This is a genomic window from Undibacterium sp. CY21W (assembly GCF_014284265.1).
Lineage (GTDB): Bacteria > Pseudomonadota > Gammaproteobacteria > Burkholderiales > Burkholderiaceae_D > Undibacterium > Undibacterium aquatile.
On record NZ_JACOGE010000002.1, the window covers coordinates 469,731 to 494,884 of the forward strand.

The following is a 25,154-nucleotide window of genomic DNA, read 5'->3' on the forward strand; positions in this document are numbered from 1 at the left end:
ATCTCCAGAAGGAGTCTGCATGAACAACTTATTTGACAGTGCGCCGGGCTTTGATCAGCCACTCGCCGTTCTTAAACATTGCCACGACCGTATCCGCAAACAACTTGCAACGATGGATAAACTGGTAGTGCATCTGAATGATGTTGGTATTGATGAAAATGCGCAGCAAGCGGCGAAAGCTGTTTTGCGGTACTTCAATAAAGCAGCGCCTCTGCATCATGAAGATGAAGAAATTGATTTACTGCCTGAGTTGCAAGCGACCGCCACCGGTGAGGATGCGAGTCTGTTGGCCGTATTACTGACAGATATCTTGCAGCAGCATCAGCAAATGGCAGCGCAGTGGAAAGTACTGGGCGCTCAGTTGCAGGCAATTGAAGATGGTACAGGAACTGATTTATCGGCTGCCGAGGTTGAGGATTTTGCAGCGCTGTATGCCAAACATATGCAAATTGAAGAAGGTCAGATCGCACCGATGGCGCAGCGTTTATTCAGTGCTGCACAAATGCAGAAATTAGGTGCGGCGATGCAGGCGCGCCGGGGCATCAGCGCCTAGCGCCTGAACCCCGACTGTGCCGCCATAACGTCAGCCGTAATTACAGACAACCCCATTTTGTTTTTAAAGGAATCGTATGTCTATCGCCCATCTCCGCAAGGATTATCAACAAGCCAGCCTGACCGAATCAGACGTCGCCGCTGATCCGATTGAACAGTTTGGCGTCTGGTTTGACCAGGCATTAAAAGCGGATGCTGCCGAAGCAAACGCCATGAGCTTATCCACTGTCAATGATGACGGACGCCCAACATCCCGCATCGTGCTGATTAAGGAATTTGATCAACGTGGTTTTTGCTGGTTCACCAATTACGACAGTGCGAAAGGTAAGGATCTGGTAGCCAATCCCTACGCGGCCTTGTTATTTTTTTGGTCTGCTCTGGAACGTCAGGTTCGCATTGAAGGTCGCATAGAAAAAGTGTCTTCCGAAGAAAACGATGCGTATTTTTATAGTCGCCCATTAGGTAGCCGCCAGAGCGCCAATGCATCAGCCCAGAGCCAGACGATTGCCAATCGCGATCTGCTGGAACAGCAGTTAGCCAGTGTTGTCGGCACATTTGGCGACCAACCGCCGCGCCCAGAACATTGGGGCGGTTACCGTCTGGTACCGGAAAAAATCGAATTCTGGCAAGGCCGCAGTTCGCGTCTGCATGATCGTATCGTCTACACCCGTAATGCCGATGGCAGATGGAGTATAGGCCGCTTACAGCCTTAATCAGCTCTCTCGCTTTCTGCTGCGCCGTCTTATATGGCGCGTACAAATCCCCCGTTGCTATGTGCCTGGCCGGGGGATTTTCTTTATCTCGCGCCGGCATTCAAAAAACCCGTGGACTGCTGCCTCAGATCACGTCATCAAGTCATCACACTGCACTGTTATGCTGAATGATCGTTTCCGATCAGTTCAAATTCATGCGAAAAAAAATCTTGTTGCTCAGCGTTTCTGCGGGGAGCGGGCATAAACGGGCCGCAGAAGCGCTGCTCGCCTGTGCCTTGGCAGGCGACGAAGAAGCGGAAATACGCCATCTGGATGTGATGGATTTTGTTACCGCCGGATTTCGCAAGATTTATACCGATTTTTATATCCGACTCGTCAACCGCGCTCCGCTGCTATGGGGCTATCTGTATCATGCAAGTAATAGCGCGCAGGCCAACGGCTTCCTCGAAAAACTACGTCGTGGCGTGGAAAGACTGAATGCCCGCCCGCTGAAAAAAATGCTGACCGGATTTCAGCCCGATGCGATTATCTGCACACATTTCCTGCCGGCAGAAATGCTGTCGTATCTGATACGAAAATCGGAACTCAACTGCCCGGTGTGGGTACAAGTCACCGATTTCGACTTACATCGCATGTGGGTGCATGACAATATGGCAGGCTATTTCGCCGCTAATGCCGAAGTCGCTGAACGCATGCGCCAGAATGGCATTCCTGCGCAAAAAATACATGTCACCGGCATTCCTGTGATGCCCGGATTCACGCAACGGCATGATCGCCGCAGCTGTGCCGCGGAGTATGGACTGGACCCGCACAAACCAACGGTTTTGCTGATGGGCGGCGGTGCCGGTGTCGGCGATCTCGACAAACTGGCCGCGCACTTATTGCGCTTAGAGACGCCGTTTCAACTGATAACACTGGCAGGAAATAACACGCAGATGCTGCATAAAATGCAGGCGCTGGCACAGCATTATCCTGGCAAGCTGCTGCCACTCGGATTCAGTAACAAGGTTGAACGTCTGATGGCTTGTGCGGATCTGGTCATTACCAAACCTGGTGGCCTCACTACCTCGGAATGTCTTGCCAGTGGCGTGGCGATGATCGTGACATCACCGATTCCCGGACAGGAAGAAAGGAATGCCGATTTCTTACTCGAACAAGGTGTCGCACTGAAAGCCCACGACCATATCAGCCTTGCCTACCGTCTGAACGTACTACTCAGCCAGCCCGAAAAATTACATGAGATGCGCCGCAAAGCGCTCGCCTTAGGTAAGCCACATGCTGCAGCCGATGTCTTAACACAAGTATTCGGACGGCAAGAGGCAAACACAATGCAAACAGCAAGCTAACGCTGAGCAATCAAGCAACAACTCCCAGACCACAGCACGTCATTCACACTCACTTCAAGCGTATGAATTCATCCTTCAAAAACTTATTTTTAACCCTGTTATGGGTCTTTGTGCTGGCTGTATTTTTTGCGCAGGTGGAAATTCAGATCGAAGGTGCGAATGGCTGGGGCGGTAGTCTGCCAACCTGGCGCATAAAAAACCATTGGTTGCTTGATTTGTTCTGGGGTGGTCGCGCCATGACCGGCTATCACGCCTGGGTATTTCCGTTTATCGCCATCTTTTTCCATTTTCCCATCATCTGGATGTCGCAATGGAGCTGGAAAATACAAGCGCGCATAGCCGCCTGTATTATCATTTTCTGGATCACGGAAGATTGCCTGTGGTTCGTGATGAATCCCGCCTATGGCATCAGCAGCTTTAACCCCGTGCTGGTTCCCTGGCATCGCCACTGGCTATGGGGAACACCCATAGATTACTGGATAGGCGGAGTAGTCGCCATCCTGTTGCTTTGCTATTCCTACAAAAAAGAAAAAGTCCGCTGAGGCAGAAAAACTACGTCAGCGGTACAACGTCTTTGTACCTCAGGCACCTGCGCTGTAGGCTTTTTTAGGATCCTCGCTGACGTCCGCCACCGATGCTGTCGACGTCACGGCAACCGGTGTATTCTGCGTTTTTTCGGGAATTTTAAAACCCGCATAAGTGCCGGCGCTCATGCCCATTAAGGTCAGAATATTGCCGTCAAATTCAGGCATGCTGACATGCTGTACAACATACAAAATGAACAGGACGCCAAACAACAGATTGAACACCAGCATCTGAAAACGGTACAAAGCCAACCCCTGAGCATCGCTCAGAATATCGCTCCAGAATCCCTGACTCTCGCTATTAACCGGTGGCTTGGTCGCATCCACACTGGCGGCGGCAAAATACGTGGCACTTCCGATACCAAGCAAGCCCAGCGCCTGACTAGAGAAGGTCGGTATTCCCTCCCCGACCAGCCACAACCACATATAAGAAGCAAAGACGATAAAAAACCACCATGCCATCTGCACCCGCGACAGGCTGAAACTGCGACTACGTACGGCGAGATCGGTGACATCCCGCAATAAACCCGAATCACGCCCGAGGCGCAACAATGCAAAGCCGACACCCAGAATAAAGCCGAAGCCCAGCAACAGATAAGCAGGACGCAATACCTGCAGGCGCAACATTCCGCTCACCAGTACACCACCGCCAACAGCGGTGTTCAAGGTAAGACTGTAAGGCAGATCACGCCGAAAGCCGTGTTTTGCATCTTTCCATGGGGAGCCGACCAGCAACTCGCGCATGGCGCCGAGATCGCTGCCATCGAGCTGCGGCATAAAAAATTGCAAACCATATCCGGTGGCAGCCGGATTGCAATCCATCGGTTTCAACGGAGTCAGTTCCCCCTGTATGCGTAATTCCACTTCGGCATACTGATCACTGCTCAACTGCTCACAAATACCGGGAGTGGAAATCACGAAACGATGATTGAGTTCAACGGCAACAATCTCGGTCGAACGCACAGTGTCAGCGGCGCTGGCTGGCAGGCCACAGAAAAAAAGGACAGCAACAAAACATCGTTGCAACGTAGAAGACAGAAAAGACAGCGTATTCATCGTTTTCTCCTCAGGCTGCTTGTGCAGGTGGTGCGGGTGGTACAAGCGGGTCGGCTTGCGACACCACCGGCGTCAGAAATAAATCCCGTTCAGCGGCACGACGTTTGACCAGTCCCGGTAAGGGTTTGCCATCCGCCATGACCCAGCGCCCGAACTGATCTGCAGCACCAGCACGGTTATTCGCATTGAGCATCTTCAGCAACGTTGAACTGCGCAAATTACCGATGCCCAGATTGAAGGTAAAGCTGGTCAGCGCGCCGAATTCATTGTCATTCAGGGACACCAGCACTACCGATGACACATCGCGCCCTGCATTCATCAGATCCGTATGCAACAAGGCTTCGGCCTGAGCGAGTGTAATGCCACCGGGATACAGGCTTTGCACCTGCGCCTTATCCGCAGCCCCTTTCAGGAAGCGCCCCTGATAGGTGATCGCATGACCCCATCCTATAGTCCAGATACCAACCGGATCCAGATAAGGATCAATATTATCTGTTGTGGGATTACCGTCCGGTATCCCTTCGTATTGTTTGACCAGATCTACCGTCGCCTGATTCACATCGCGTAGTGCCATTGCAGCCTCCAGAACAGAATACATCGGTGCGGAGCCCTGATATCGTCATCCGTATCTATATAGCAGGACTGATGTCAACCGCCCCGGTGGTGTTGCCGCGTCTTACCGTGTGTTGCAGCGCTTCGGCCTGCGGCGTCACGATCGCTACGAACGATTACCGGGAACAATTTTGTGTAAAACCTATGCAACAGGTTCTGGAAGAATAGTATCAAATAAATATGTCAATCAATTAATTTTTTAGCAAAAACCTGACGCGCTTTTGCCACTTTTGGCGCCACCACGAAAGCGCAATAGCCTTGCTCAGGGTGCTGGCGATAGTAATTCTGATGGTAGTCTTCGGCGATATAAAACATCGGTGCCATCGTGATTTCCGTCACGATCGGTGCATCCCATACCGCGGCCATCGCCGCGACCACTTCATGCGCTATTTTTTTCTGTTGTTCGCCATGATAAAAAATCGCGGAACGATACTGCGTTCCGACATCGTTACCCTGACGATTCAGCGTCGTCGGATCATGTATCGTAAAAAACACTTCCAGCAATTCACGATAAGAAACGAGAGCCGGGTCAAACGTCAACCGCACCACTTCTGCGTGACCAGTCTGACCGGTGCAGATCTGCTCATAGCTGGGCTGATGCACACTGCCGCCGGTATAACCGGATTCCACTTTCAGCACCCCGCGAATTTGTTGAAACACCGCTTCAGTGCACCAAAAACACCCTCCACCAAGCACGATAGTTTCTGTCATTTTTCTCTCCTAAGTCCTTGTTGCATAAGGGTTCACAGCATTTCAGGAACCGAAACAACCACTACCAAAGATTGGTTGATCGCTGTAAAATGTGCCAATAGAACAGCCAAATTTTAGAGGTTCCTGATGACCACTGCCACACCGCGAGGTATCCAAGAAATTAGTTGGACATTAAAAGATGGCACTGTCAAGAGTGCATATCGTGTGCGGATTACAAGGAAGAACTTCAAAGGTCAACGGAGTAGAGTTTTTGACAACTTGAATGAAGCCAAAGAATATTTGGCATTATCAAAAACTGTTCAAGGTAAAAAACTAATTTATTCCATTGAACAAACAGAAGAAGAAAAATATCGTTCTGACAAAGAAAATCGCAACGATTTTAGTTTTGAGCATTTTGTGAAGCTCTACATTCGTGATTACATTGATACCAAACCACGAGAAACAGAACTTCAAAAAAGAAACCATGCAAGCACGGTAGCTTTTTTCAATATTATTCTTGGAACCTCTATTCTTGATAGATCACTTACCTATCAAGAAAAAGTTGATATGGGTGTCGGCAATCCTGAAGATCCAGTCTACAAATATTTTGGGAAATATGATATTCGCAAAATCACTCCAATTGACATTAATAACTATATCAAGTCAAGGAAGCGACTTGGATTGAAACCTATTTCAATTCAACGAGAGATCACACAAATTTCCAATGTCTTCAACAAGGCAAAATATTTTTCTGAACTGGATTCTATTGTTGAACTTCGCAATCCTTGTCGTGAATATGATCGTGATTTGTTGAAGAATAATTCCTTGAAACGTGAAGGATTCATTTCCGATCAAATGCTTGAAAAAATCTTCACCGCATTTAAACAATATTCAAACCCAGAACTCTACGAAATTTCCAACCTGTCTTTACTCACTTCAATGCGAAGAAGTGAAGTCATCACACTCAAAAAAGATCAGGTTAAAGAAAATTATATTCAACTCATTCACACTAAGTCAGGTAAACCACGAAAAGTCTACTTGACCAAAGAAGCACAGGAATACATTGCCACACTCAAACCAAAGAATGATAAAGGCAATTTCTTTAATTATACAATTATGGGTTTTGATCGAATCTTTCATGCACAAGTGAAGAAGCATGGATTCGATTTGAGGTTCCACGATTTCCGAAAAACTGCAATTTCAAGAACCTTGTCCAAGGCAAATGATAATTCTTTGCTTGTTGCAAATATTCTTGGTTTTTCGTCAGTTCGTAAATTCGATGAGTTGCACGTTAGAACACGACTTATGTCCACTGACACCCAACAAGGTGCATTGAGAACTTTTGGACATGACAATCCAGACATTACGAATAAGCACTATTTCACTCCAATAATGGATGATGTTAACAACATTAAAAGACTGAATGAATTGAAAGAAAAACAGCAATCAAATAGCATTAGCAATGAAGAAAAAAATGAGTTGCTAACCATTCTGCTCGAATTTACAGCGTGATTTTATTGTGCAAATTAAAACAACACTGCAAAACAGCATTCCAACTCTCAAAGAAAGAGACAAGCAATGAATTTAGAAGAATTTTTTATTCAATTCCAAGACTTTCTTAGTCCAAAATTGGATACCTATGAACAAGCAATTTATCTCTACATATTCCGTCATAGTAGACTGATTGATCTGAGCGAAGTAACCATTGGATTCAAGTCCGCACGTACAAGAATGGCATGCGGAACTGGAGAAAAGGGAAAGCCAATGTCTGAAAACACTGCCTACCTGAAGCTTACATCCTTGGAACAAAAAGGCTGCATATCCATTATCAAAACAACTCATACTGGAAGATTAATAAAATTACACCTTCCACATGAAATTGATAATTTAATAATTGAGGAAGAAGAAAAAATCCAATTGAGTTTAGAAGAAATGGATTTTTTTAATGTTCCAGAAAACAGATTATTACTTCTTCAGCGAGAAGGATACAAATGCTTTTATACTTTTCAAGATCTTGACGAAAGCAATTTTGTCGTGGAGCACGTGGTATCTAGACCAAATGGTGGCAATGGATATAAAAATCTAGTTGCTGCTTCACGAGAAGCCAACAACAAAAAGGGCAACAGTTCTGCGGAAAATTTTTTGAGGCGATTGTTTAGAGAAGGTTTTCTAAGTGAATCTGAATTTCAAAACAGAATAGAAATGCTCGCAAAATTAAAAGCAGGCGAATTAAAACCGATCTTGGAATAAAATAAAAAAGGCTGGTGTAATCACCCGCCTTTTTTATTTCGTTAGATTCAGCACCACCCGGTTTCTAACAGCATACCCTTGACATTCTTTCAAATTATCGTATAGGTATACTACCAACATACAGTTAAATCATATTTGATTTTTTAAAATTGTCAATAACCGAATTCTGATTAATTGCTCTTGTTGGTGAAACAAGGGCAATTTTTGTATTAACGGTCTAGTGAACGATTCGAAAAATTGCTAACGTGAATGATCACAAAACAGGCACAGGTAAAAATAATCAGGTTGATTTAATAGCAGTCTGGTAACTGGAAAAGGCATTGAGTGATAGGTAACGACACTATTATAGTGAAGGAGGCTAGAATGAGATTTAATCAGAGCCCCAATGAGAGTCTTAAGGTCCAACCATGATTAAGCTGTGTTAATACGGTGAATGGACTAACCAGAAGTGATTAACTATCTTCTGGTCCGATATGTGGCCAACACATGAAGGAATAGACAACCTGCTTTTTTGAATTTCAAAAACGCAAGGGAGTCTTTTTCCTTCTTAGTAGTGACCAACGGGAACGGATAAGAAGGAAAAAGACTGTACAACTATTATCTGTAAAAAATATATCAACTGTACACAAGAAAAATAGATTAAGAGTACACCAGCATAAATTATCTCGTTAGAGGTTTTATGAAATAAAACAAAATTGGAAACGGCAAAAAATTTCCACACTCCAAATACAAAAGCTACTCATTGAGTAGCTTTTTTTGTTCCAGAAGGACCCAGACGAGCTGGTCCATTTTCACTTTCGTGATCTCTCTGCTTGAAGTTTTTCATGTCTATATTTAAGCATGAGCATAGTCAATTTATCAGTGAACTCATTCAGCACACGAAATTTTTCTTCTTCACTCATGTCAGGATTTTTCTGGTGAACCTGATCGTATTCATGGCAAATATCAAAATGTTCTTTCTGATATTTTGCTTCTGGAAACCAACTCATTTTGATTCACCCAAAAAATCAGCCCACACACTTGCAGGATCTATTTCACTGACTGCCGCATTCACTTCCGCAACGGTAGAAGTTGGCAACTGCTTTTCGTCTACAAACTTGACAAAGCTACTAACCACTTTACGAATGACCCAAGCCAAGCTCTGTTCATTTTGTGCGGCAATTTCTTTCAATCGGTTGAGATCATTAGACTCAAAAAATACATTTGTTCTTTCCATTTATTTCTCCTTGAATATATTCAATAGATAACAAATGGATAGCCAAAATCAAGTCGCACTTGCTATCGACTTGAACACCTGTATTCACAGTCTTTCTAACTTCGTAACGTGGATAAAGATCGACCGCGAGCGACAGAACACCTGTATTCAAGTAGCAATGAATATCAATGTTCAACCTCGCCAAAACTATGAATACCCGTATTCATTCTCGTGATTTTTTCACCAAAATCACCTCAGAAAATCTCAATGAATACTTGTCTTCGCTATCGACTTTCACCCAAGATCGTGGACATTTAATTCCTATTTCGTAAGATAGAAATATACATAAAGCAAGGCCAATTTCTCTATACGGACAATACGGCTATTTCATAGCCTATGTCCTAGAGAAATCCCTTGATAGGGCGTTGCCCTATGACCCTTGCGAATAAATACGGAGACAAATGATGGCAGAACTAAAACAACACCCAGGAAGAACCAATGACGATCATAAGTTCAAGAGAAATACTCGCTTTGAAATTAAATTATCAGAAATAGAATTTGAAGCACTGATCAATGAATGGCACAAGATTGGAAGACATAATTCAATGGCTCGTTATGCTCGTGCCTGTATTTTTGGAGAAGAAGACATTGTCGAAATTCACCTTAATAATATAAAACAGACCAACATTGATCGCCTCAAAGTTGCTGGAGCACTTGGAAAAATTGGATCAAATTTCAATCAGATTACGAAGCAGGTGAACTCAAAGTATGACTTCATTACAGCCAAAATTTTGATCGCAGAACTTGAAAAAATCAGAACTGAATTGGAGAGAATTTCCAATTTAAATGACGGAGCATAAAATGCTCCATGTCAGAATGAAGCATGGGAAAGGTGACCCCCAAAAGGCTGCTAATTATCTTTTGAGTGATAAAGATCACACTGGAAAGCTTCGTTCTGTTGCACCTGAAATTCTGGAAGGTGATCCAAGTAATGTCGCCAAAATTGCCAATATGACCAACAGAGCACACAAGTATGCGACTGGTTGTTTGTCATTTCGTGATACAGAAAAACCCAGCTTAAAACAACAACTGGCGATCATGAAAGACTTTGAAGCCACCTTCTTACCTGGACTTGAAAAAGATAAAAATTATTCAATCGCCTGGGTTTCTCATTTTGATAAAGGAAACCTCGAATTGAATTATTTTTTAGCAACCACAGAGTTGACTACTGGAAAGCAAATGAACCCTTTTCCACCGGGAACACTTCAACATGAGTTCAATGATGCTTGGGTTCAAAACACAAATCACTTACTTGGTTACGATCAAGTCACAACAGATCCAATGAAAATTTCTCGTTCAAAATTTGAACAGAAAATTATTCCATTGAAAGAAGCCACTTCCCAAATCTGCAAACAGGCACATACTCACAAAGAAATTAAGAATAATTTGGAAGAAATTTTCAAGTCTGCCATTGAAAATGATGAGATCAAAAATCGCCAAGATATTATTGATCTACTTAAAGAACAAGGTGAAGTCACCAGAGTTGGTGAAGACTATATTTCATTCAAGCCAGAAGGTGAGCAGAAAGCTATTCGCTTGAAAGGTTCTGTTTTTGAAGAAGGTGCTGATTATAAAAAATTAAAGGAACAGTCCAAAGATTTTCAGCAATCAAAAAATAATTCCAAAGATTTGACTCAGGATCAATTCAACAATAACAAGGAAAAAATTGATCGTTTGAAACAGACTCGTCTTGAGTTTTTCAAAAAACAGTATCAACAAAAAGAAAAGAAGCTTCGTACTTTTGGACCAAAGTCAATGAAGTCAAAAAAATCTGCACCTTCAAAACCTGCCCAACAAACAAAGCAACAGAATCAGCAACAACAGAATTCAGGTCAACCACCTGCCCCAATGAAAGCTATGCAAATCATGTTGGAGCAACGAAATAAAGAAGTCATTCAATCATTGAAAAAAAAAGAAGCATTTGAGAAGTTAGATAATAAAAAATCAGAGTTGAGCAAACCTAGTGATCCTATTGTTGTGAAGTCCAACCAGCAGGAACAGAAAAAATCTAGTGGTCACAATAGTAGACCTACGATTTCTGCATTTGGTCAGATTGCTACTGGATCAAGAGCAGCATTGATTTCCGTTCAAATCAATCAAGTGCTTTTCTCAAAATTAAATCTTGAACTGCAAATTGGAAGTTTGAACCACTTCAAAGAATCGGATATTAAAAAGATATTTTTACTCAAGCAGAAAATTGCTGAACTTGAACAGCAGATTGCAATATTAAAAGCACAACAGGAAAAAGCAGCAGAAATCGAATTGATCAACCAGAATGCAAATCGCTTCAAGAATAATAATTTGAGCAAACCTAAATTTGTTTGATCTCTGCCGAGGGCACCTACTCCAAAAAAATGGAAGTCATTTGACTTCCATTCTTTTTAGAGCAGGTTGACTGAACACCCACACAGAGCACGTTTAAACGGTCGTAGAGCAGCTTTTTCCACGTAGTGCATGGCTACCTACCATGAAGCTGGACCAGCTCGTCTGTGTCCTTCTAACTCATGAGGTCCTTGGGGACCGGCAACAGCCAAGGGGATAGCACCTTAAAAAATCAACCAATGGAACAACCAATAAAAATCAACCAAAAATTGGTAGTCTTATAGATCAACAACTTACAAGAGTTTTGTTGCAATAAAACTACATAACTAGTCTTATGTACACCAAAAACAACCGCCACCTAAAACGGCAATTTCTGTAATTTTTTGACTGTTTTCCATCGTAACTCCTTGAGTTGGCATTCAGTTTAGTACTGTGTCACTTTAATACACAACCATCCTCATCGAATTTTTCAAGCATTTCATGAACCCTTAGAATTTCATCGAGAATTGGCTGAACATTATGCCTCTCACCTAAGACTTGATAGATGCCATCATTAAGATAGAAAGCTCTGAAAATGTGATGGGGAACATCTGTTTCTTCTGGTCTATCCAGAATCAAACTCGGGAAGATATTTCCAACAATTCCGCCTTCAAGATACATATCCAACCGTTCATCAAAGTGTTCAATCGCATTTCTCAGCTTTTTATCGTGCAGCGGACTGCCTTCTGTTACACCAAAGATTTTTCTAAGAAATTCAGCCCTGTTTTTATGCAAAACTTTCTCACCTTTTCCGCCAATCATTGAAGGAAAGAAGTACCGAGCTGCTGCGGCACTATGATTGATAAAGTTTTGTAGGCAATCAAGAAGTTCATCTTTTCTATCCTGTGGCCCTATCTTCCCTTAACTGATAGCTCGGATGTACTTGGATGCTCTATCTACAGCTTGTAGAGCCGATGTTGTATTGAACAACATAGAATGAATATAGAAAACTTGGTACGGAGGCCATATTGATGGCTCATTTTTATCCACAACATCTCCTTTGCTACCTAATAGGTATCATCTAGCAAGATAAGAAAAAAGCACCCGAAGGTGCTTTTTTACCATTCATTGAACTCTGTAATATTTTTAAAGTGTCTTAATGTCACATTACTGCCCAAAGCGCCATTCCAATAGGCTTGACGGCTTGCAAGGCCTGCTTTGTTATCTGAATCGTCCCATTCAATCACTCTGACTGGAATAGACTTCAAGTATGGTCGCAACAAGACATTAAGATGGTTATCTAGACCTGAATAGCCAAATAATAAAACCTCTTCTACTTCCGAGAGAGCAAACCTCAGATAGTCCCAGTATGTTGATAAAACTCTTGAACCAGCAATAACAGATGGCTTGTGCTTAACATGAGTTAAAACAATATGCTCACTAGCTTCATCTACATCTAGAGTGAGATCATCACGATGCAACTTTCTTACTGATTCACCACAATTGGTGAAGAGGGGTGAACCATGCAGGTGCAGATAGTATCCAAATTTATTTGGATTCTTTCTTTCTAATGCATCGGCTGAAAAGCCACTATTAAGCATTCCATCTACCAATGCTGTATCGTAGTATGAACCAAAAACACCATTATCAAGAAACGAGTTGTACAACAGCTTGTCATAGTTCAATGTTGCTATGTGTGATTGAGTGCCTTTAACAAATTCAACAAGACTGTTTTCAAATCCTTTAGGTAAGCCACCATCATAGTTGTGAAGCTTGGTAGCAACTTTATGAATGTATTTTGCTGTTATCTCAGGAAAGTTCTGTCCATCTTCATTTAGCCAGTGAACATCGCCGCCACCAATTTCGTTCAGTGATTTGCAATAGGTAATTGCCAGATGAAGTTTGTCGAGTTCATGCTCCCCATTCGGAGCACCTGCACGACCTAAGCATCTTTGGATTAGTTGCTTTTGTGCATCCGATAGAAAACCTTCTCTCTCCCAAATTTCCTCTAGCGCTGGTTGTAATGAGAAGTGTGTTGGACTAATGGCCATACCCAAGCCATTTCCAAAAATTACAAGTTTTCTTGGCATGCTTTCCTCAGAATTTTGAGTTTATCCGTGATCAAAAAGCATTCAAAGGTGCTTTTATATTCATAATCGCTTAGGTTCTTTTCGACAAGTTCTGACTAGAGATTCGATGTACAAACAAATTTTCTCTGTGATGTAGGCTGAGTTCAACTGTCTTTTTAAATTTCCCCCCTCTCTCATCCATTTAAAGCCTAAGTCGTATAACAGATACCTGTCATCCCATTATGCTTGCACTGGCAGGGCAATACCACCGCAGCAAACTTAGACTTCCAGAGTTCACTATGCGTAAGATGTTGTTTGACTTCGTCGTCATGCCTTACCAAATTAATTTCGAGTCAGCCTTATGTAATTAAAATTACAATTCATTACACGTTGTTTGTTCCTCTTGCGCTTAAAATTTGCGATCAATATTTTCTGGCAGGAGTGCTCACCATGCTTTATCAGGCCATCAGCAAACTCAGGGATCAGCTACGCACCGTATTCCATGTACGCCGTCAGCGCCTGCTGCCGCCGCCCGGCGCGAAACCGGCATTCGGCAGCACCATCACTCTCGACAGGCTGAAGATGCAGCTGTTTTTGCCTATCGATTATGAACAATGGGAATGGCTGACTTTACGCGGCTGGCGCACGCTTGAATCCCGCCAGAACCGTCGTCGCTATTACCGGGTGCCGCGCTCTGCCGTTACGCGTTTGCTGCATGCCACGCCGGATGAGCGTGAATTTGTGCATCAGCGCATCGTCGAACACAAATACGATAAAAAAAGGCTGGAATGAGCAAGAGCAAACCGAGACTTCGCCACAGCAAGTCACAACAAGTCACTACTGGCGCCAGCCGTCAACGGCAAACGGGTTCGGCGGGCTTAGCGCACGGAAAAAAACCTCATTGTGCTGCCATTTTTCCTATAAAAATACAAAAATTGGGGAGTATGTGCCAAAAATTCATAGATCTCTACATAAACAAAGGGCTTCAAAATATACTCCCCCCAGTATTATTTGGGCTCCAGGATCGATTCTGCGGCCATGTCAGCCTGATTCCGGATTCTGCGACCGGCGCCGGATAGCGTGAAAACCATCAATCATCGCCTCATTTCCCCGTTTCAAAATAGCTTTCAGACAATACTCAAGCCCCTTGCAAGCGGGTAAAATGCCGTATGCAAAATTTTAGTGACGACGCTCACGTCCAGACTGAGGAAGACCTCGCTCTGCAGACGTATTTCAAAACTGGTATTTCTCCCGACGACGTTTCCGCCGTTTTCCCCTTAAAGCGCGCCCAGCCTGTATTGCAGGCATTCACGGCGCTGTTTCATGGCGGCTTCAACGGCGTCTTGTTACGTCTGCTGGTCTTGCGCGAGCTGACGGCAGATGTCGAAACACCGTCGCTAAGTCGTGCCGACATCAATGCCAAACTCGGTTATCTGGAGCCGGATGCGCTCGAAACCGTGCTGTCGCGCCTGCGTTCAACCGGCCTGCTGGTGTGGGATGCGAGCCAGTCGGTGTACCGCATCACGCCAACCGCGCGCAATGTGCTGGCCGCCATAGAATCGCTGCTGCATGTGGAAGAAAATAACGATCAGGCTGAGATGAGTTACATGCTGACGCAGGTCGCCGGTGCGCAAGCGGTTGGCGGCGTCTCTGTCGAACAATTGCATCATCTGCTGGGTCGTCTGATCGAGCTGACAGAAGAATTTTCAGATGCGATTGCGTCCGGCTCTGAATTTCAGTTACGCGCAGCGCAGCAGAAATGGCATACGGCCTGCGACTGGGTGGAAAAAGGCTCGCAAATCATACACGCGATCACCCATGATGAGCGGGCCGATGCGGCCACCCATCGTGCAGCGCAGGCAATCGGCCGCGCTCAGAGTGCGCTGCTGAATATGCAGGGCATGTTTTCGCGTGCGCTGAATCAGATCGAACGACAACGCGTGCATCTCGGTCAGTCGGGTTTATCGACGACCGATATCAAAACCTGGCTGCTGCAAAAAGACGACCTCGCCGCGCTCGCTGACGATGCGCTGGCGAACCCGGTCACGCCGCTGTTTATCACGCCATCTGAAATGATAGACGTGGCCGAAAGCGAATTGCTGAGCCATCGTGTATCGGCCGTCGCCGGTGCATTGCCTGCCGGTGAAAATGCCGTCTCCATCGCCAATGACGACAGCGACGCGCTGCATGAACTCGACCACTGGCTCGCGCTGCTGAGCAAATCAGACCCGAGCGAAAAACCGATCGCGCTGCAAGATCTTTTACTGCCCGCCAGTTTTGCGATTGCGTCGTATCGGGCGTCGATGCTGCCTTTGCTGGGCGACGTTAATGAATCCGCACTGCAAGGCGCGACGGCGAATTTAGCGCGCTTGCCGCTGGTCTTCCAGTCCAAAGACAAAATGCACAAGGTGCAGGACGCTCATATCGCCGCGCTTTCCGTCGCCAGTATCAGCGCTGCACCTGCTGCCACTATTCACACGATTTCCAGTGCCGACAATGCTGGCAAAAAAACCGGCACTGACGTTGGCAACGACGTTGGCAACGACGTTGGTAAAAACAGAGAAACACCATGACCGAAGATGCACAAATTCTGATTGCGCGCCTGCTCGCGCATCAAACCCTGCGCCGTGAAGACAAGCTGGTCAAACGCGCTTTATCCGATGAAATTTTCCGTACCGAACTCGATGCGAGGCTGAAAGCCTGCGGCATGAAATTCGTTGATAACGTGTATGCCGATTACGTCACTTTGGCATTGACACGCGACAGCGAATCGAAAGTGTTCGGCACCAAAGAAACCTGGCAGAACAATAATTTTGGTCTCGCCCGCGATGGCGTGGCGCTGCTGGTGGTGTTGTGGTCGCTGATTATTTTGCCGAAACGCGAACGTCAGGAAGCGCATCAGCTCGCCGAAGAAGATCAGAACGATATGTTCGGCAAAGAGAAACCTTTACCACGCGCCGAAGATACTTCGATCGGCATTTCATACCGCGCACTGCTGGCCGATTTCGGCGACAAGCTCGGCAAAAAAACGCGTATGGATATGAACCTCGGCCAGCTTGCCCGCGTCGGCTTTATCGAACGCAAAGGCGATCTGATTCTCGAAGGTCCACTGCTGGATCTGCTGATGGATACCGACACACTGAAAGACCGCATCATCAATGGCGCGCTGTCGGATATTTTTCAGATACCCGCCGTGCGCACGCCTGCTATCCTGACACCGGCCAACGATGAACCTGATGCCGCTGAGACGACGACAAGTGATGACATCAGCGACGACACCAGAGATAACACCAGCGATGCCGATACCCAGGCAGACGCGCCCCTCAACACCGGAAAAGAATAAGACTTATGTTTCATATTAAATCGCTGGAACTGGTGCACTGGGATTACTGGCAGCGCATCAAAAATATTCCTCTCGACGCCAAGATTATTACGATTGCCGGACAAAATGGTTCCGGCAAAACCACCTTGCTCGATGCCCTGCGCACTTTGTTTGGGCTCGAATGTTCTATGGGCCGCTCTTACAAACACTATGCCCGCCATTCCGGCCAACAAACCGCATGGATACGTGCGGTCGTTGATAACAGTGCGGTCGGGCCGCAGATTTCTAACCGCCCTTTCCGCATGTCGGGGCTGTATGAAGATGAAGTCACGCTGTTCTGCAAAATAGAAAAAAACGGTGGCGACTGGAAGCGTCAGTATCTGATGCGCGGCGGTAAAGTTGAGATTGAAGAAGTGACCGAAGCACACGACTGGCTAGGTGTGGAAAGTTACCGCAAACGCTTATCCCATGCGGGTTTGTCGAATGCGATGGGTAAAGTGCTGGCGCTCGAACAGGGCGAAACCGACAAGCTGTGCGAATACGCACCACGCCAGTTGCTCGATCTGGTGTTTCAGGTCTTTGGCGATAAAGAAGTGCTGGATGCTTACGATGATGCGAAGCGCCATCAGCATGATACCGAAGTCGAATTGCAGCGTTTTGAAACTGAACTCGAAGGAGCAAAAGCCAATCTGGAAGGTTTGCGCCTGAAGGTCGCGAATTACCATCAGTATGAAAGTCTGCATAAAGAAAAACGTGATCTGCAGGAAGAAATTCTGCCAACGCTGCAATACCATGAAGACCTCGCCAGAGCCGCTGCCACCAGCCAGTCGCTGCGCAACAGCAAACGCTTGCTGAAGACGCAGGATGAAGCTTTATCCGGGCGCCGTCAGCATCTGGCGCAACAGGCGCATGAGGTGTCGGAAGCTAAGCAAGTGGAAACTGCGCTGGAAGCCGAAGAATCTGCGCTACGTGAAAAACTGCAGCAAATCAATGCCAAGCTGAAACCGCAGGAAAGCCTGCTGGAACAAAAAAGCCGATTGCAAAAACTGGCCGCCGAAGCCGACGCCGATGTTGCCAATGTCGCCGACGACTTAGAGAAAAAAGAAGCCGAACTCTCGCGTCAGAAAGCCGATCGCGACGCGCTCAGCCAGCGCATCGCCAGCGAGATGGATACCATCGCCGCTCTGCAAGGAAAATCCGCCCTGCCCGACCCGGAAAACGTGCGCCACATGCGCCGTGCCTTGAACGATGCAGGCATTGCGCATTGCATGTTGCCGGATATTGTCGAAGTCACCGACCCGCAATGGCAAGGCGCAGTGGAAGGGATGTTGCGCGGCTATACCTCAGTGATACTGCTCGATAAGGCCAGCGACGCCGCTGCCGCTTACCGCATTGGTGAGAAGCAGAAATACAGCCACTTCATCGTGCCTGAGCGCATCAGTGCGCCCGTCGTCAAAGACCAGAGCCTGCTGTCGGTCGTGAATTTCACCGCGCAGGCACCGGCCTGGCTGATCGAACAATTACAACGCGTCTCCACCGTCGGCTCGATTGAAGCAGGCATGAAACTGCCGCGCTCGCAAGAATGGATTACGCCCGACGCTTATCATTTTGAACGTCGCGGCGGCCGTTCTCTGTTTGTCGAAGTATCACGCTACCGTTTCGGCAATGCCGGTCGCACTCAGCGTCTGGAAGCCTTGCTGAAATCGCTGCCGCGCCTGCAATCGCAGGAAGATGTGCTGACCATGAACATCAGCAAACTCGCCGGAGAGATCAGCGCGTATAAAGCGCGTCTGGCAGGTGTGGATGCGGCGAAAGAACTCAGTGCGCGTCATGCTGAATTTGAAGAAGCACAACGTAACACGCAACCGCTGAAACAACAGCGCATCGAAGTCGGCAGCCGCTTAGGTGAAATCGCCCCATTGCTGAAAGCAGCAACAGAACAGCGTTCTGTCGCCCATCTGAAATGGGAGCAGGCCAAGGCAGCGATCGCCGATGCGGAAGCGCAACTGCGTGTATCAGAAAAGCGTCACGCCGAAGAACGCGCCGCCCAATACGAAACCCTGCGCAGCATGCGCGATACCTGGCATACCCTGCCACCGAATTGGAAGCGTGCCTCGCACCGGCGTGAACTGGTGGCGGAACATGAAAATGTCCATCAGATCGAATTGCGCATCCGCAGTCTGAGCAATAATCTGGCGCGCGATGACTGGGAAACCGACTCGACCGTGGTCGATCAGTACACCCGTCTGAACGCCTTGCTGCAAGGCCGTCAGGCAGAAACCGATGAACGCCGTTATCAGAATAACCGCGCAATCGAAGCGACTATCAATGCCCGCGCCGCCTACATGGACAGGCTGCGTTACACCATCAAGGCTTACAGTAAAAATATCCGGCAACTCGGCGAACTGGCTGGCATAGAAGTGCATACCGATCCGGTGAAACTGGAGAACGATGATATTCAACTGGCACAGGCCGGTTTGCATGTGCGTTTCAAATTCGATGGCAAAGGCCCTATCGGTATGAACGACGGCGAAGCCTCCGGTGGTCAGCAGGTAATGAAATCGCTGATTCTGCTGATCGGTCTGCTGAAATCCGAAGATGGTTCCGGCGGTTTCGTTTTCATTGATGAACCGTTCGCCCATCTGGATATCCGCAATATTCAGCTGGTTGGCGAGTTCCTGAAAAATACCGATGCACAATATCTGATGACCACGCCATTGACGCATAACACCGACGTCTACGACCCATCAGAACTGACGCTGATCACCAGCAAAAAGAAAAAAGATACCGAATGGGCGCAGCCGATTTTCGTCTTGCAACGGAAGGTGGAAAAAAGCAAGGAAAACCGCGCCTGACCTCTTGCATACACAGTTTCGTGATCAATAGCCGACAGTCTGAAAAAATATCCGGTGCAGCCCGCAGTTGCACTGGGGTATCTCTCAGAAAAACCGTACAATGCTTTTTTTGAAATATCTGGCATTGTCTGCCGGCTGAAGGGGAAACATCACCCCCATCGTCACAGTGTATGAAGGAGAGATGCTGCATGAGCATGGAAATGGATGTCGCCACGGATGTCGTGAGCGAGGCGTTGATCGTCAATGAAGCAGAAAAGGCTGCGGGCGGTTCCCATGCTGCCAAAGTACATGCGCCTGCCGGCAACTGCGCCAATTGTGGCACGCCTTTGGCCGGTGCCTATTGTCATGCCTGTGGGCAGTCAGCTCACATTCATCGCTCTCTGCTGCATATGGCCGAAGAGTTTTTACACGGATTGCTGCACTTTGAAACCAAAGCCTGGCGCACTATCCCGGCACTGATTTTTAAACCCGGACAATTAACCCGCAATTATATTCAGGGACAGCGGACACGCTACGTGTCACCGCTGGCGCTATTTCTGTTTCTGATTTTCCTGATGTTTTTCGTTTTTTCAATGACGGCGAGTCATCAGGAAGAAAAGTTATCGTCTGCAACGAAAAGCAAGGTCAGCATCAACAACACCACCACTGACGGCAATAAAGAAAAAATACCGCAGGCTGATGACAGCACTGTTCAATCAGACATAGATAAAGAACTAAAACAGTTGCGCAAGGAACTGAACCAAGGAGTAGACACGCCGCAAAAAACTGACAAAGAGCAAAGTCAGAAAAAAGACCCGACAGCGCCTGACCAGCCCGCAGCTATCACTATGGAGACAGGGAACGCGGCAACTGATAATGAGGTTGTCGATGCCAGCACACTGATCAAAAAAGTCGACCAGCAGTTTGACAACAAAAAAATTACTTCGGCCCTGCCAAGGTTGGAACAGAAAATCAGGACGGCCGTTAAAAATCCTGAGCTGATTCTCTACAAAATGAAAAGTAATGCCTCAAAATTTGCTTTTCTGCTGATGCCGATGTCACTGCCATTTTTGTGGTTGCTGTTTATGTTCCGACGTCAGTACGTCATGTTTGACCATGCCGTTTTTTCGCTGTATTCATTATGTTTCATGAGCTTACTGCTGATGTGCACCGCGCTGTTAAACAGGTTCGGTTTCAGCGGAATTGCGGCGATGCTGTTCGCATTTGTACCGCCGGTGCATATGTATACGCAGCTAAAACAAGCGTATCAGCTGACTGTCAAAGGCGCACTCTGGCGCACCTTTGCATTACTTTTTATTGCAACATGCACGCTGTCTTTTTATGCGATTGTTGTGCTGTCAGTCAGTGTTTAAATATCTATCTTCTGACTTCTTAACTTACGGATAGGATATTTCGGTATCAGTATTTTCTTAAAAGAAAAAAGCCCCGCTCAAATATATTGCGGGGCTTTTTTTTACGGCAGCCTGGTAATTTACATGCTGGAATGTGGATGTAAATGCAGACGATGGTCGTTAGCCTCGAGTTTGCTCTGACAATCGATACAACGTTCGGCTGTCGGCTCTGCCTCTAAACGCGCAAAAGGAATGGTACTGCCACATTCGCTGCAAATATCGGCGACGTTTTCATTGAGTCTGGCCTGTGCCCGCTGCAAAGCCTGCCACTCCGCATGATGGTGCAGGTATTGCGCCATCTCATCGGCATTGAGTGCATCATTCGTGAGGCGGTCGCCCTCGCCCGATAGTATCTGCAAGCTTTCAGGATTATGTTGTCGCAATTCCTCTTGTATGCTTTGCTTCAAGCCATCCAGTTTCTCTTTTAAGCTGTTTTGTTGCGCACTGTTGAGACTCATGTTTTCTCCCTTAAATCGATGACCTGCCAAGTGTCCAGATTACTCTGATCAACGTAAACCGTCTTGATAAAACACAATCCGGATGCCGCCAATCTCTTCTTAAAACAAGAATATAAAAATCTGACCTGTATGACGAATATTCTGGTCTACGTTATCACACGTCTGCGTGCGATAGCAATGCAGGGCTTTAGGCAACAGCAGATGTCCGGCCTCATGCATATCAAAGCACAAATAGCTCCCCATAAGCATCATCGGCATGAAATAATTCTGTTGTACGCTGTTATTCCTCTCGCATCCAGTCGGCCTCCTGTGGCTGGCTGTTTTGTTAACCTCCATTGAACATCAGAACATGAAACCGATGAAGCCCTCCCTGCTTTGTATGCGCCCTGTGCGCAGGCTGTTTTTACTTACTTGTCTCGTTGCCACCAGCAGCCTGGCAGCATTTCCGGCGATTGCGGCAGACAAACCTGCACAACCAAAACTGGTCGTGGTGCTGGTGGTCGATGGTTTGCCACAAGAGCAAGTCACGCGTTATCGTGATCAGTTTGGTCAGGGCGGATTCCGCCGTCTGCTGGATCAGGGAGCCTGGTTCAATAATGCGCATCAGGCGCACGGCGTAACAGTCACCGCGGTCGGTCACGCCGCTGTACTGACGGGCGCGTATCCTTACCAGCACGGCATCATCTCGAACGACTGGACAGATACGAAAACACTGGAATCCATGTACTGCACGCAAGACAATGCGCACAGTTATATCGGCGATGAAACCAAACCCGGTGCGGGAACCTCGCCTGCTAATTTACGCGCCAGCACGGTGGGTGACGAATTGCGCTACGCGACCGGTAACCGCGCGAAAGTGATCACGGTATCCGGCAAGGATCGCGGCGCGATTCTGCTCGCAGGCAAAGCGGGTACGGCGTATATGTATATGGGCAAATCCGGCAATTTCGCCAGCAGCACCTATTACATGCAAAGCCACCCTCAGTGGGTGCAGCAATACCATGCCGGCAAGCCACAGGATAGATTCTATGGCAAAGAATGGCGTCCCTTACTTGCAGATGCGTCGTATGCCGGTGATGCCAGCGACGATCTGATTGCCGATGAAAAAAACCGCTTCCCGTTTAAATATGAAAGCAAATCCGGCAAACCGGATGCGGAATATTACGGCAAGCTGTACACCGGTCCTTATCTCGATGAAATGACACTGGACTTTGCACGTGCTGCGGTGGAAGGCGAAAATCTGGGCCGCAATCCTGCCGGTGTGCCGGATGTGCTGGGCGTCAGCTTATCCAGCCATGATTATGTGAATCATAGTTTCGGCCCTGAAAGCCGGATGTCGCACGATCATTTGCAAAGACTCGATCGTCTGCTGGCGAATTTTTTCAGTTATCTGGATAAACGTGTTGGCCTTGATAACACCATGGTCGTACTGACTGCTGATCATGGCTTCCCGAATGTGCCGGAATTCTCACAATCGATCAAACGCGATGCACAGCGCCTCGATGGTAAGCAAATGTCGGCAGCATTGAGTAAACATCTGGCAGAAAAATTCGGGCAGGAAAACCTGGTCAGAAAATGGTCACCGCCAAATGTGATTCTGGATTACACACTGATAGAGCAAAAGAATCTGAAACGGGAAGAAGTAGAAAACACCGCCGCACGTTTCTTGTTGAATTACCCCGGCGTCGCCAATGCCTTCACCCGCACGCAACTGGAAAATGGCAATCTGCCAGCCACCCGTATCGGCACCTTGATGCAACGCGCCTGGAATCGTCAGGTATCCGGCGACATCATGGTGGTCATCAAGCCTTTCTGGTATTTCAGCAGCGGTAAGCAAGGTACGTCGCATGGTTCACCTTACTCGTATGACACGAATGTGCCGCTGATGATCATGGGCAAACCGTGGATTAAAGCAGGCGCTTACGGTCAATATGCAGAGGTGATGGATATTGCACCGACACTCGCGCATCTGTTGCGCGTGCGCCCACCATCCGCCGCCGAAGGCCGGGTGCTGACAGAAGCCCTGCACTGATAGAGAATTGTTGATTCCTGTTATTCGATACCTGTAATTGAAAACGAAAAAAGCCGCATGAAAAATCATGCGGCTTTTTTTATTTCAGCGGCCTGACTTGTTACTTCAGGCTTTGCGATAGTTGTTCAGCATTTTGTAGTTCTTCGCATACAGCGCAAACAACAAAGCAGCGAGTAAGGCAAAACCGGCAAAGAAGAACATCTGGAACGCCGCCACGCTGATGCCTGTCGTTTTGATCTGCTCAGTCACTGCCGTGCTTTTGACACTGGAATTGGCCAGCAAGACCCATAAGTTACCTATCGTCACTGACAGATTCCAGAAACTCATGATCACGCCTTTCATTGCCAGCGGTGCCTGACTATAAGCGAATTCCAGACCGGTCGCCGAGACCAGCACTTCGCCAAAAGTCAGCAAAGCATACGGCAAGATTTGCCATGTGATATCAATCGAATTGCCGCCGTCAATCGCCAGCTGCATAAAGCCGACGACGATCCATGCCAAGCCGGAAAACGCGATACCCAGCCCCATACGGCGCAGGGCAGTCAGCTCAACGCCCATACGTTTGAGCATAGGGTACAGAATCAGGTTATTGAATGGAATCAGCAGCATCACCAGCATAGGGTTTAATGCCTGCATCTGTGAGGACTGGAACCACGATGGTTTCGTCATCAGATCGGCCTGCAATACCCAGGTTGACGCCTTCTGATCAAACAAAGACCAGAAAGGCGTCACCAGCGCAAACACCACCAGAATGCGCAATACAGAACGCACGCCATCGACTGCCTCATCAGGATGGGCACCACGCGCGCGATCCAATTGCATCCATGCGCCCATGCCACCGAATCCCAGCATCAACACCAGCACCAGACATAAAGCAGCGACTAAACCGATGGCCGGAATCAGAAACAGCGAGCCAATTGCCAGCACCGCGCCCAACCATGCCATCAGCGTGCCGCTATTCGATTGGCCGGCAACTTTGGTCGTCAGCGCAGTACGCACGACGTTCAGGAAAGAATGCGGGTCTTTTGATACCGGCGGTACATGCACATATTTTTTGCGGCCAGACCAGAAAATCATGGTCGCGATAAACATCAGTGCACCGGGAATACCAAAGGCGACGCTGGCACCCAGTTGCTTGAGGAACAGCGGCATCAACAGGGAAGCGAAGAAGGAACCGAAATTGATGATCCAGTAAAAGCCATCGAATACTTTTTGCGCCAGCTTGCGATTGGTCTGGTCAAACTGATCGCCGACAAACGAGGTTACCAGTGGCTTAATCCCGCCGGAACCGAGCGCGATCAGAAACAGGCCGGTATAAAAACCATTGCGGTTATCCTCGAATATCGCCAGGCACGCATGTCCGGCGCAATACACCAGGCTGAGCCAGAACACGGTATTGTATTTACCGAAGTAACGGTCAGCCAGCCACCCACCCAGCAAAGGGAAAAAATAAACGCCGATCACGAAAGTATGAAAAACTTCCTTTGCCATGCCTGCACGCATGTTTTCAGGCATCGACAATAACAAGCTGGTAATCAGAAACGAGGTCAGGATGTTGCGCATGCCATAAAAGCTGAAACGTTCACAGCCTTCGTTCGCGATAATGTAGGGAATTTGTGGCGGCATTTTCGCTTGTTCAGCGTGCCCGGTGTTTTGCGTCATCGACCT

24 protein-coding genes are annotated in these 25,154 nt (G+C 47.2%); 15 read left to right on the plus strand and 9 right to left on the minus strand.

What is annotated here, in order from left to right; translation table 11 throughout:
* Positions 1–19: 19 nt before the first annotated feature.
* The 4 genes from H8K29_RS06720 (at position 20) to H8K29_RS06735 (ending at position 3,153) form a co-directional block, all read left to right on the plus strand.
* Positions 20–553, plus strand: coding sequence for a hemerythrin domain-containing protein (locus tag H8K29_RS06720; RefSeq protein WP_186882966.1), 534 nt, complete (start codon positions 20–22; stop codon positions 551–553).
* Positions 554–629: 76 nt separating this feature from the next.
* The gene (gene pdxH, locus H8K29_RS06725; protein WP_186896946.1) at positions 630–1,265 is read left to right on the plus strand and encodes a pyridoxamine 5'-phosphate oxidase; all 636 of its coding nucleotides are present in this window, start codon (positions 630–632) and stop codon (positions 1,263–1,265) included.
* A 194-nt stretch (positions 1,266–1,459) separates the two neighbouring features.
* Positions 1,460–2,611, plus strand: coding sequence for a glycosyltransferase (locus H8K29_RS06730; protein WP_186896947.1), 1,152 nt, complete (start codon positions 1,460–1,462; stop codon positions 2,609–2,611).
* A 62-nt stretch (positions 2,612–2,673) separates the two neighbouring features.
* The gene (locus tag H8K29_RS06735; protein ID WP_186882963.1) at positions 2,674–3,153 is read left to right on the plus strand and encodes a hypothetical protein; all 480 of its coding nucleotides are present in this window, start codon (positions 2,674–2,676) and stop codon (positions 3,151–3,153) included.
* A 39-nt stretch (positions 3,154–3,192) separates the two neighbouring features.
* Here H8K29_RS06735 and H8K29_RS06740 read toward each other — a convergent pair whose 3' ends face one another.
* Positions 3,193–4,251, minus strand: a complete 1,059-nt coding sequence (locus H8K29_RS06740; protein ID WP_186896948.1) for a hypothetical protein — start codon at positions 4,249–4,251, stop codon at positions 3,193–3,195.
* 10 nt (positions 4,252–4,261) lie between these two features.
* Positions 4,262–4,825: a lysozyme gene (locus H8K29_RS06745; RefSeq protein WP_186896949.1), complete on the minus strand. Its 564-nt coding sequence runs from the start codon at positions 4,823–4,825 to the stop codon at positions 4,262–4,264.
* Positions 4,826–4,896: 71 nt separating this feature from the next.
* Here H8K29_RS06745 and H8K29_RS17900 point away from each other — a divergent pair, with 71 nt between their 5' ends.
* A complete protein-coding gene (locus H8K29_RS17900; protein WP_255423282.1) occupies positions 4,897–5,031 on the plus strand; it encodes a hypothetical protein in 135 nt (44 codons plus the stop codon).
* A gap of 15 nt (positions 5,032–5,046) precedes the next feature.
* On the opposite strand, the gene msrA is transcribed toward H8K29_RS17900, so the two are convergent.
* The gene (msrA, locus tag H8K29_RS06750; protein WP_186896950.1) at positions 5,047–5,574 is read right to left on the minus strand and encodes a peptide-methionine (S)-S-oxide reductase MsrA; all 528 of its coding nucleotides are present in this window, start codon (positions 5,572–5,574) and stop codon (positions 5,047–5,049) included.
* Positions 5,575–5,700: 126 nt separating this feature from the next.
* Here msrA and H8K29_RS06755 point away from each other — a divergent pair, with 126 nt between their 5' ends.
* Together H8K29_RS06755 and H8K29_RS06760 are read left to right on the plus strand one after the other, a co-directional pair.
* The gene (locus tag H8K29_RS06755) at positions 5,701–7,065 is read left to right on the plus strand and encodes a site-specific integrase (protein WP_186896951.1); all 1,365 of its coding nucleotides are present in this window, start codon (positions 5,701–5,703) and stop codon (positions 7,063–7,065) included.
* Between the two features lie 66 nt (positions 7,066–7,131).
* Entirely contained in the window at positions 7,132–7,803 is a 672-nt protein-coding gene (locus H8K29_RS06760) for an HNH endonuclease (protein ID WP_186896952.1), read from the plus strand.
* A gap of 791 nt (positions 7,804–8,594) precedes the next feature.
* Here H8K29_RS06760 and H8K29_RS06765 read toward each other — a convergent pair.
* Positions 8,595–8,792 carry a hypothetical protein gene (locus tag H8K29_RS06765; protein WP_186896953.1) on the minus strand — a complete coding sequence of 66 codons (198 nt, stop codon included), beginning with the start codon at positions 8,790–8,792 and terminating at the stop codon, positions 8,595–8,597.
* Complete coding sequence (locus tag H8K29_RS06770; RefSeq protein ID WP_186896954.1) at positions 8,789–9,019, minus strand: hypothetical protein; 231 nt, start codon at positions 9,017–9,019, stop codon at positions 8,789–8,791. Before H8K29_RS06770 ends, H8K29_RS06765 begins: the two co-directional genes overlap by 4 nt.
* Positions 9,020–9,462: 443 nt before the next feature.
* Between H8K29_RS06770 and mobC the strand changes: the two genes are divergently transcribed.
* Both mobC and H8K29_RS06780 read left to right on the plus strand, forming a co-directional pair.
* Positions 9,463–9,858, plus strand: a complete 396-nt coding sequence (mobC, locus tag H8K29_RS06775) for a plasmid mobilization relaxosome protein MobC (protein WP_186896955.1) — start codon at positions 9,463–9,465, stop codon at positions 9,856–9,858.
* Between the two features lies 1 nt (position 9,859).
* Positions 9,860–11,383, plus strand: coding sequence for a relaxase/mobilization nuclease domain-containing protein (locus H8K29_RS06780; RefSeq protein WP_186896956.1), 1,524 nt, complete (start codon positions 9,860–9,862; stop codon positions 11,381–11,383).
* Between the two features lie 432 nt (positions 11,384–11,815).
* On the opposite strand, the gene H8K29_RS06785 is transcribed toward H8K29_RS06780, so the two are convergent.
* A complete protein-coding gene (locus H8K29_RS06785; protein ID WP_186896957.1) occupies positions 11,816–12,181 on the minus strand; it encodes a hypothetical protein in 366 nt (121 codons plus the stop codon).
* A 296-nt stretch (positions 12,182–12,477) separates the two neighbouring features.
* Positions 12,478–13,449, minus strand: a complete 972-nt coding sequence (locus H8K29_RS06790) for an SIR2 family protein (protein ID WP_186896958.1) — start codon at positions 13,447–13,449, stop codon at positions 12,478–12,480.
* A 429-nt stretch (positions 13,450–13,878) separates the two neighbouring features.
* Here H8K29_RS06790 and H8K29_RS06795 point away from each other — a divergent pair, with 429 nt between their 5' ends.
* From H8K29_RS06795 to H8K29_RS06815, 5 genes are all read left to right on the plus strand, one after another.
* Entirely contained in the window at positions 13,879–14,220 is a 342-nt protein-coding gene (locus H8K29_RS06795; RefSeq protein WP_186882959.1) for a hypothetical protein, read from the plus strand.
* 377 nt (positions 14,221–14,597) lie between these two features.
* Positions 14,598–16,001, plus strand: coding sequence for a hypothetical protein (locus tag H8K29_RS06800; RefSeq protein ID WP_255423283.1), 1,404 nt, complete (start codon positions 14,598–14,600; stop codon positions 15,999–16,001).
* A complete protein-coding gene (locus H8K29_RS06805) occupies positions 15,998–16,771 on the plus strand; it encodes a hypothetical protein (protein WP_186896959.1) in 774 nt (257 codons plus the stop codon). Before H8K29_RS06800 ends, H8K29_RS06805 begins: the two co-directional genes overlap by 4 nt.
* A gap of 5 nt (positions 16,772–16,776) precedes the next feature.
* Complete coding sequence (locus tag H8K29_RS06810; protein WP_186896960.1) at positions 16,777–19,605, plus strand: ATP-binding protein; 2,829 nt, start codon at positions 16,777–16,779, stop codon at positions 19,603–19,605.
* A gap of 188 nt (positions 19,606–19,793) precedes the next feature.
* Positions 19,794–20,957 carry a DUF3667 domain-containing protein gene (locus tag H8K29_RS06815; protein WP_186896961.1) on the plus strand — a complete coding sequence of 388 codons (1,164 nt, stop codon included), beginning with the start codon at positions 19,794–19,796 and terminating at the stop codon, positions 20,955–20,957.
* A 119-nt stretch (positions 20,958–21,076) separates the two neighbouring features.
* Here H8K29_RS06815 and H8K29_RS06820 read toward each other — a convergent pair whose 3' ends face one another.
* The gene (locus H8K29_RS06820; RefSeq protein ID WP_186882956.1) at positions 21,077–21,454 is read right to left on the minus strand and encodes a TraR/DksA family transcriptional regulator; all 378 of its coding nucleotides are present in this window, start codon (positions 21,452–21,454) and stop codon (positions 21,077–21,079) included.
* Between the two features lie 358 nt (positions 21,455–21,812).
* On the opposite strand from H8K29_RS06820, the gene H8K29_RS06825 reads away from it, so the two are divergent.
* Positions 21,813–23,486 carry an alkaline phosphatase family protein gene (locus tag H8K29_RS06825; protein WP_255423284.1) on the plus strand — a complete coding sequence of 558 codons (1,674 nt, stop codon included), beginning with the start codon at positions 21,813–21,815 and terminating at the stop codon, positions 23,484–23,486.
* 105 nt (positions 23,487–23,591) lie between these two features.
* Here the strand turns inward: H8K29_RS06825 and H8K29_RS06830 are convergent, their stop codons facing one another.
* Positions 23,592–25,148: an oligopeptide:H+ symporter gene (locus H8K29_RS06830; protein ID WP_186896962.1), complete on the minus strand. Its 1,557-nt coding sequence runs from the start codon at positions 25,146–25,148 to the stop codon at positions 23,592–23,594.
* Positions 25,149–25,154 lie beyond the last annotated feature (6 nt).

What these genes read in the sequence shown, in the direction of transcription:
- H8K29_RS06720 (WP_186882966.1), top strand. Translation starts at nt 20, where the DNA reads ATGAACAACTTATTTGACAGTGCGCCGGGCTTTGATCAGCCACTCGCC.
- pdxH (WP_186896946.1), top strand. Translation starts at nt 630, where the DNA reads ATGTCTATCGCCCATCTCCGCAAGGATTATCAACAAGCCAGCCTGACC.
- H8K29_RS06730 (WP_186896947.1), top strand. Translation starts at nt 1,460, where the DNA reads ATGCGAAAAAAAATCTTGTTGCTCAGCGTTTCTGCGGGGAGCGGGCAT.
- H8K29_RS06735 (WP_186882963.1), top strand. Translation starts at nt 2,674, where the DNA reads ATGAATTCATCCTTCAAAAACTTATTTTTAACCCTGTTATGGGTCTTT.
- H8K29_RS06740 (WP_186896948.1), bottom strand. Translation starts at nt 4,251, where the DNA reads ATGAATACGCTGTCTTTTCTGTCTTCTACGTTGCAACGATGTTTTGTT.
- H8K29_RS06745 (WP_186896949.1), bottom strand. Translation starts at nt 4,825, where the DNA reads ATGGCACTACGCGATGTGAATCAGGCGACGGTAGATCTGGTCAAACAA.
- H8K29_RS17900 (WP_255423282.1), top strand. Translation starts at nt 4,897, where the DNA reads ATGTCAACCGCCCCGGTGGTGTTGCCGCGTCTTACCGTGTGTTGCAGC.
- msrA (WP_186896950.1), bottom strand. Translation starts at nt 5,574, where the DNA reads ATGACAGAAACTATCGTGCTTGGTGGAGGGTGTTTTTGGTGCACTGAA.
- H8K29_RS06755 (WP_186896951.1), top strand. Translation starts at nt 5,701, where the DNA reads ATGACCACTGCCACACCGCGAGGTATCCAAGAAATTAGTTGGACATTA.
- H8K29_RS06760 (WP_186896952.1), top strand. Translation starts at nt 7,132, where the DNA reads ATGAATTTAGAAGAATTTTTTATTCAATTCCAAGACTTTCTTAGTCCA.
- H8K29_RS06765 (WP_186896953.1), bottom strand. Translation starts at nt 8,792, where the DNA reads ATGAGTTGGTTTCCAGAAGCAAAATATCAGAAAGAACATTTTGATATT.
- H8K29_RS06770 (WP_186896954.1), bottom strand. Translation starts at nt 9,019, where the DNA reads ATGGAAAGAACAAATGTATTTTTTGAGTCTAATGATCTCAACCGATTG.
- mobC (WP_186896955.1), top strand. Translation starts at nt 9,463, where the DNA reads ATGGCAGAACTAAAACAACACCCAGGAAGAACCAATGACGATCATAAG.
- H8K29_RS06780 (WP_186896956.1), top strand. Translation starts at nt 9,860, where the DNA reads ATGCTCCATGTCAGAATGAAGCATGGGAAAGGTGACCCCCAAAAGGCT.
- H8K29_RS06785 (WP_186896957.1), bottom strand. Translation starts at nt 12,181, where the DNA reads ATGATTGGCGGAAAAGGTGAGAAAGTTTTGCATAAAAACAGGGCTGAA.
- H8K29_RS06790 (WP_186896958.1), bottom strand. Translation starts at nt 13,449, where the DNA reads ATGCCAAGAAAACTTGTAATTTTTGGAAATGGCTTGGGTATGGCCATT.
- H8K29_RS06795 (WP_186882959.1), top strand. Translation starts at nt 13,879, where the DNA reads ATGCTTTATCAGGCCATCAGCAAACTCAGGGATCAGCTACGCACCGTA.
- H8K29_RS06800 (WP_255423283.1), top strand. Translation starts at nt 14,598, where the DNA reads ATGCAAAATTTTAGTGACGACGCTCACGTCCAGACTGAGGAAGACCTC.
- H8K29_RS06805 (WP_186896959.1), top strand. Translation starts at nt 15,998, where the DNA reads ATGACCGAAGATGCACAAATTCTGATTGCGCGCCTGCTCGCGCATCAA.
- H8K29_RS06810 (WP_186896960.1), top strand. Translation starts at nt 16,777, where the DNA reads ATGTTTCATATTAAATCGCTGGAACTGGTGCACTGGGATTACTGGCAG.
- H8K29_RS06815 (WP_186896961.1), top strand. Translation starts at nt 19,794, where the DNA reads ATGAGCATGGAAATGGATGTCGCCACGGATGTCGTGAGCGAGGCGTTG.
- H8K29_RS06820 (WP_186882956.1), bottom strand. Translation starts at nt 21,454, where the DNA reads ATGAGTCTCAACAGTGCGCAACAAAACAGCTTAAAAGAGAAACTGGAT.
- H8K29_RS06825 (WP_255423284.1), top strand. Translation starts at nt 21,813, where the DNA reads ATGAAGCCCTCCCTGCTTTGTATGCGCCCTGTGCGCAGGCTGTTTTTA.
- H8K29_RS06830 (WP_186896962.1), bottom strand. Translation starts at nt 25,148, where the DNA reads ATGACGCAAAACACCGGGCACGCTGAACAAGCGAAAATGCCGCCACAA.